6 protein-coding genes, 1 tRNA gene and 1 pseudogene are annotated in these 6345 nt (G+C 67.4%); 2 read left to right on the top strand and 6 right to left on the bottom strand.

Annotated features, from left to right (window positions below; all coding sequences use genetic code 11):
* From ELR45_RS36965 to ELR45_RS05265, 5 genes are all read right to left on the bottom strand, one after another.
* Nucleotides 1-663: thiamine pyrophosphate-binding protein (locus ELR45_RS36965; protein WP_240759169.1), on the bottom strand; the 663-nt coding region annotated here is incomplete at its 3' end.
* Between the two features lie 74 nt (nt 664-737).
* Nucleotides 738-1664 carry a 5-deoxy-glucuronate isomerase gene (gene iolB / locus ELR45_RS05250; RefSeq protein WP_129664000.1) on the bottom strand — a complete coding sequence of 309 codons (927 nt, stop codon included), beginning with the start codon at nt 1662-1664 and terminating at the stop codon, nt 738-740.
* A 193-nt stretch (nt 1665-1857) separates the two neighbouring features.
* Nucleotides 1858-2745, bottom strand: a complete 888-nt coding sequence (locus ELR45_RS05255) for a Cgl0159 family (beta/alpha)8-fold protein (protein ID WP_129664002.1) — start codon at nt 2743-2745, stop codon at nt 1858-1860.
* Nucleotides 2735-3688, bottom strand: a complete 954-nt coding sequence (gene iolC / locus ELR45_RS05260; protein ID WP_129664004.1) for a 5-dehydro-2-deoxygluconokinase — start codon at nt 3686-3688, stop codon at nt 2735-2737. Before iolC ends, ELR45_RS05255 begins: the two co-directional genes overlap by 11 nt.
* A 119-nt stretch (nt 3689-3807) precedes the next feature.
* Nucleotides 3808-4809, bottom strand: a complete 1002-nt coding sequence (locus ELR45_RS05265) for a Gfo/Idh/MocA family protein (protein WP_129664006.1) — start codon at nt 4807-4809, stop codon at nt 3808-3810.
* Nucleotides 4810-5060: 251 nt separating this feature from the next.
* Here ELR45_RS05265 and ELR45_RS05270 point away from each other — a divergent pair.
* Nucleotides 5061-5133: transfer RNA gene (locus ELR45_RS05270), tRNA-Asn, on the top strand.
* 257 nt (nt 5134-5390) lie between these two features.
* Here the strand turns inward: ELR45_RS05270 and ELR45_RS34610 are convergent.
* Nucleotides 5391-5549, bottom strand: coding sequence for a hypothetical protein (locus ELR45_RS34610; RefSeq protein ID WP_165367491.1), 159 nt, complete (start codon nt 5547-5549; stop codon nt 5391-5393).
* A 431-nt stretch (nt 5550-5980) separates the two neighbouring features.
* On the opposite strand from ELR45_RS34610, the pseudogene ELR45_RS36970 reads away from it, so the two are divergent.
* Nucleotides 5981-6345, top strand: a pseudogene (locus ELR45_RS36970) (acyl-CoA desaturase); the annotation flags it as partial.

Below are 6345 nucleotides of genomic sequence, written 5' to 3' on the forward strand. Positions count from 1 at the left end.
CGGTTCCGGGACCGGCCGCGGCACGTGCCAGACCCGGCGTTCGAACAGCTCCACTGGCCAGTCGTACGCCTCGGCCTGCACGTCCTGCGGCAGCGCGATGGTCGCGGCACCGGTCTCGGCCGGGTCGGTGAGCACCCGCATCGCGCCGAGAAGCGCCGACGGCAGCTGCTCCGGGCGCCAGACCCGGTCGAAGAACCGGGACACGGGACGGAACGTGTCGTTCACCGAGATGTCGTACCCGGCGGTGCTCTCCAACTCTTGCAGCACCGGGTTGGCCACCCGGGTGGCGAAGACGTCGCCGGGCAGCAGCAGTACCGGCAGCCGGTTGATGGTGGCCAGCGCCGCGCCGGTCACCATGTTGGTGGCACCGGGTCCGATCGACGCCGTGCAGGCCATCGTCGACAGCCGGTTCCGCATCCTGGCGAACGCGCTGGACGCGTGCACCATGCCCTGCTCGTTGCGAGCCTGCCGGTAGGTGAGCGCCCCGGGATCGGACACCTCGGCCTCCAGCAGTGCCTGCCCGAGGCCGGCGACGTTGCCGTGGCCGAAGATGCCGAAACAGCCCTCGAAGAACTTGTGCTCCACACCGTCGCGCTCGGCGTACTGGCGCGACAGGAACCGCACCGTCGCCTGCCCGACCGTCAGCCGCACCGTCTCACTCACCACTCTCGCTCCTTCTCTCTACTCCCATGATCATCGAGGATCGCGGGGGTTATAGCACCACAGATCCTCGATGATCATGGGGAACTCAGGGGTAGGCGGGGGTCCGGATCCTGGTGTTCCCACTCGCTGCGAACCCACCCGTGCGCCGGGTCGTCGCAGATCAGCCACTCGCGCTTCTCGCCCGGCCCGGACATCACGTTGAGGTAGTACATGTGGTAGCCGGGAGCTGCCACCGACGGGCCGTGCCAGCCGTGTGGGATCAGCACGACGTCGCCGGTGCGCACCTCCTCCAGCACCTCGATCGGCCGCTCAGGCGTGCCGTACACGCGATGGAACCCGAACCCGTCCCGCTGCGTCGTCCCCCGGCTCGGCGCTCCCCTGTCACCCGGGCCGTCGGAGATCTCGAAGTAGTAGATCTCCTCCAAGACCGACTCCACGCCGGGGCGGTCCTCGTCGTGCTTATGCGCGGGGTACGAAGACCAGTTCCCTGCCGGCGTGATGACCTCGACCGCGATCAGCCGGTCCGCCTCGAATGTGTGCGCCGAGCCGAAGTTGTTGACCTGGCGGGTGGAGTTGCCGGAGCCGCGGATCTCCACGGGGACATCCTCGGCCGCCCGGTACCGCGCCTGGAGCCGGTTGGCGCAGCGTGCCGCCGGCAACGCGAACCGGCCGCGTCCGTCGGCGCCCGTCGACGTGATGGTGACCTCGGCGTCGCGCGGGACGTACACCGAGTCCGTGACCCGGTTGAACACGTTGTCCCGTCCGTGGACGATGAACTCCTCGCCGTCGCAGACCACGGTGCAGGAGCCCGACAGCGGCAGCACGAACATCTCCTCGTCGCCGGTGCTGAACGCGTGCTTCTCCCCCGGGTCCAGCTCCACGATCCGCAGCGACGAGTATCCCAACGGACCGTCTGTCCCCGGCGTCACCTCTAGCGCATACGCGTCGTCACGTGCCGCGCCCGCCGGAAGGTAGTACTCGTTCCTCGTCACGTCACCCATCTCCGCATCACCTTGTCTTCCGCGTCGTCCGCGTCGCTGCGACCCGCGCATTGATTGCCATCATCTCGCCGGAGGAAAGAACATGCATTGTGGTCGTGATGACGACCACAATGTCGTTCTTCCTTTCGCAGCGTCGGCGGGTGCACGGCCCAAGCCCTTGTTCGCAGTGTTCAACATCTCGGCTATAGCTCTCTCACAGCAGGCTGACGGCTGTGTCGACCGCGCCCGCGACGTCGCCGTCGGGCGGGTAGAGCAGAGTCCGGCCGACGACGAGTCCCATCGCCGTGGGCAGCCGCAGTACCTTCTCCCAGCGACGGAACGCCGCATCCGGGTCGTCGGGCACCTCGCCGCCGAGCAGCACCGCCGGCAACGTGGAAGCCGCCAGCACCCGCTCCATACCGTCCGGATCGTCGTCGACGACCGGCAGCTTCAGCCACGTGTAGGCCGACGTGGTGCCGAGACCGGCGGCGACCGTGACGGAGCGGATGACGGCCTCGGTGGAGAGGTCGTTCTGGACCCGGCCGTCGGTCCGATGCGAGATGAACGGCTCCACCATGGCGATCCGCTTGTGCGCCGCCAGCTCGGAGACGGCATGCGCGCACGCCTGCATGGTCGGGGCGGTGGCGTGGTCTTCGGGGTCGATGCGCAGCAGCATCTTGCCCATCTCGAAGCCCATCGCGTCGATCGTCGCGGCGTCGTACCCGGTGAAACGGTCGTCGATCTCGAACGCCGTCCCGGCCAGGCCGCCGCGGTTCATCGACCCGACGACGACCTTCCCGTCCAGGGCGCCGAGCAGCAGCAGGTCCTCGAGGAGGTCGGCGGTGCCGAGCACTCCGTTGACGCCGGGGCGGGACAGCGCCACCAGCAGCCGGTCGAGGAGATCGGCCCGGTCGGCCATCGCCGTCGCATCGGTGCCCGCCCGCAGCGATCCGCGTGCCGGATGATCAGCCGCGATCACCATCAGCTTGCCCGCGGGCCCGACCAGGCTGTCCGGTCGCACCCGCCGGGCGGCCGCCTCAGCGATGGCTTCGGGACGGGTGGTTCTAGCCCGCACGATGGTTTGCAGACGATCAGCGGACATCGGAGTCTCCTAGACGTGCTTCGACCTCGTCGGTCGTGGGCATGGCGGACGAGCAGGCCAGCCGAGAGGCGACGATGGCTCCAGCCACGTTGGCGAACTGTACGGTGCGTTCCAGGTTCCAGCCGGCGAGCATGCCGTGGCACAGCGCGCCGCCGAACGCGTCTCCGGCGCCCAGGCCGTTGACGACGTCGACCGGCGTGGGCGGCACCTCGTAGGTTCCGGTCGGGTCCGCCGCCAGCACGCCCTTCGGGCCCTGCTTGACGACGGCCGAGGTGATGCCGAGGTCGCGCAGCGCCGTCGCGGCCGCGACCGGATCGTCGGTTCCGACAGCGGTATGACACTCGTCGAGGTTCCCGACGGCGACGGTGACGTGCGGCAGGGCCTTCTGCACCTGCTCGCGGGCGGCCTCCCGGGACTCCCAGAACATCGGCCGGTAGTCGAGGTCCAGGACGGTGATGCCGCTGCGGCCACGCGCCTCGAGCGCCGCCAGGGTGGCGGACCGGCTCGGCTCTTCGGACAGGCCGGTGACCGTCGCCCAGAACACCCCGGCAGAGCGGATCGCGTCGTAGTCGAGCTCGTCGGCGCTGATCTGCATGTCCGGTGCGGGAACGCGTCCGTAGAAGTAGAGCGGGAAGTCGTCGGGTGGAAAGATCTCGCAGAACGTCACCGGCGTCATCAGGTCCGGAACCGTGGTGACCATCTGGTCGTCGACTCCGAAGTCCCGCAGCGCCAGGTGGAGAAAGCGGCCGAAGGGGTCGTCGCCGGTCCGGGTGATGGTCGCGGTGCGGCGCCCGTGCCGGGCGGCGGCGACGGCCACGTTCGTGGAGCTACCGCCGAGGTACTTGCCGAAGCTCTCGACTTGCTCGATGCCGACGCCGGTCTGCAACGGGTAGACGTCGACGCTGATCCGCCCCATCGTGACGACCTCATAGGGGGCGCTCATGTGCTCTGGTCGCGCGCCGCTCATGTTCTCTGGTCGCGCTCCGCTCCTCACCTGCTCCGCGGACGGCTGCACTCGTCCCTCGCTACGCCGACCACTCCGCTCACTCGTCCCGTCGCCGCTCATGCTGTACGGACCTCCTCGATCCGGACCGGGCGGTGCTCCAGCCGGGACCGGGTGGCGGCTTCGGCGACGTAGAAGCCCTCAAGTGCGTCGGCGACGGTGCACGGGCTAGGCAAGGCGCCATCGGCCACCTCGATGAACGCGTTGATCTCGGCTTCGTACGCCGGTAGGAAGCGGGACCAGAACTCCCGGTACGGTGTTCCCCCCGGGAAGGCGATGTCGGGTTCGGCGGAGACGAGCGCGGTGTGATCATCGAGACCCACGGCGTACGTGGCCTCGGTCCCGGCCACCTCCATGCGGACGTCGTACCCGCCACCGTTGTAGCGCGAGCCCTGAACGGTGGCCAGCGTGCCGTCGTCGAGTGTGAGGAGGGCGGCGGACTGGTCGACGTCGCCGGCCTCGCCGAAGTACGCGGCTCCGCGGTTGGCACCGGTCGCGTAGACCTCGACGACGTCGCGCTCTGTCACCCATCGCAGGATGTCGAAGTCGTGCACGTGGCAGTCCCGGAAAATGCCGCCTGAGTGCGGCACATAGCCGGCGGGCGGTGGTTCCGCGTCGGCGGTCACCATGTGTACCCGGCGCAACTCGCCCAGTTTCCCGGAGCGAAGCGCCTCGCGCGCGGCGGTGTAGCCGGCGTCGAAGCGGCGCATAAAGCCGATCTGGTTCGGGATACCGGCGCGCTCCACCTCGTCGCGCACCTGGACCGTGCCGGCGATGTCCGGCGCCACCGGCTTCTCACAGAAGACCGGGAGACCTGCCCGGGCCGCGGCGATGATCAGGTCGGCGTGCGCCGATGTGGCGGCGGCGATGACGATGGCGTCGACATCCACGTACGCATCTTCAGGGGTGGTGACGGCCCGCACCCCAAGCTCAGCGGCGACCTGGGCCGCACGATCCGCGTCGACGTCCGCCAGGACTACGTCGGTGACCGATGGGTGGTCACGGACTACTTTGGCGTGAGACGCACCGATGCGCCCGACGCCGACGAAACCGATCCGCATACTGCCGCTCCTCATCCGTTCTGCTCTGACCTGCTGCGCGCCCGTGTCGAGCACCGCCCAGACTTCTGGACGATTGCTTGTGAGTCTGCTCCCCGCGACGGCCGTCGTCAACAGTTTGTCATGACATTCTTACGTCATATCGTAACGGTCCGATGCGCGGGGTCTGGCCGGCGTGTTGGCTTACCCGCCGATTGGGAACCGGAGCCCGAAACCTGGTAGTCTTCTGCGTCGGCAGGCAAGTCGTGAGCCGATCCCGCATAGCTCAATTGGCAGAGCATCTGACTGTTAATCAGAGGGTTACTGGTTCGAGTCCAGTTGCGGGAGCAGAAGGGCCCTCCTACCAGCACAAACGAATGTGTTGGCAGGGGGGCTTTGTAGATCAACACCCTTTTACCCCCCGGATTGCTAGAGCAGCTCAGCATTCCCGGAGGTCTCATTGCGTCGCTTGATGTAGTGCCGCAGGGTCGTAGTGGCATCGGAGTGCCCGAGCTGGCCAGCAGCCGTCTGGGCGGGCGAGTGTCCCGGCCGCCTCATGACGCCCCCGGGCCCAGGGCTCCGGGCTTGAGCGATCGTGGGTGCGACTACGCTTTACGAGCGTTGCGTCTGATCCATCCGATGATCGCCGTGGCGACGAACAGGACGACCCCGATCACGCCGAGCCACAAGATGCCCTCGATCGCGAACCCGACGATCGAGAGGATCAGCCAGAGGGCGAGTAGCACGATGACGAGCGTCAACATTCTCTAATTCTACGCTTCCACAATGTCGCGCGAGTGGAGATTGATGCACGGACCCGCGCCCTGGAGGCCATCGATGTGCCTGACCACGTTCAACACATGGTGAAATATACTAGAAAATATTTGCTAGCTTTAGAGTTCCTTTGTTACGGTTGGGGTACTACTGGCGGACGCAATGTTCGCCGAATTGAGGAACTCCATGGGGACAGCAGGCACACGCCTGATCCACGGTCTCGACCCCGCCGACATCGCTGACGATCTCGCTCGGCTGTGCTACTACGAACAGCCGCCAATCCATGTCGTGCGGGCACACGTGGGGGCCCAGTCACACGCGACTCCGGTTAGCGCACATGCGGACCGGGTGGCCGAGACCGCATGGGAGTCCGAAGGCGGCGCAACAGCCTCCGAATCCTGAGATACCCGGGGAGACCCACATGAGCCCCACATCGCCCACCATGACCGAGACAGGAAGCACGCGAGCTCCGGGCCGCACGCGGTACGTGAGCTCGTTCACCGAGCTGTCCCGCCAAGTCCAGGCCGCCGGACTGCTCCGGCGGCGGTACGCCTACTACTGGACCAAGATCATCACCACGGTGGCCGCGTTCGCCGGCATCTGGGTGGCGTTCGGATTCCTCGGCAACTCCTGGTTCCAGCTCCTTCTCGCCGCAGGATTGGGGGCTGTTCTCGCCCAGATCAGCTTCCTCGGCCACGACAGCGCTCACCGGCAGATCTTCGCCTCCCATCACTGGAACGAATGGACCTCCCGGGTACTGTCCGGCCTGTTCGCCGGACTCAGCCA

This window comes from Phytoactinopolyspora endophytica (genome assembly GCF_004138495.1).
In the GTDB taxonomy this organism is placed as follows: Bacteria; Actinomycetota; Actinomycetes; order Jiangellales; family Jiangellaceae; genus Phytoactinopolyspora; species Phytoactinopolyspora endophytica.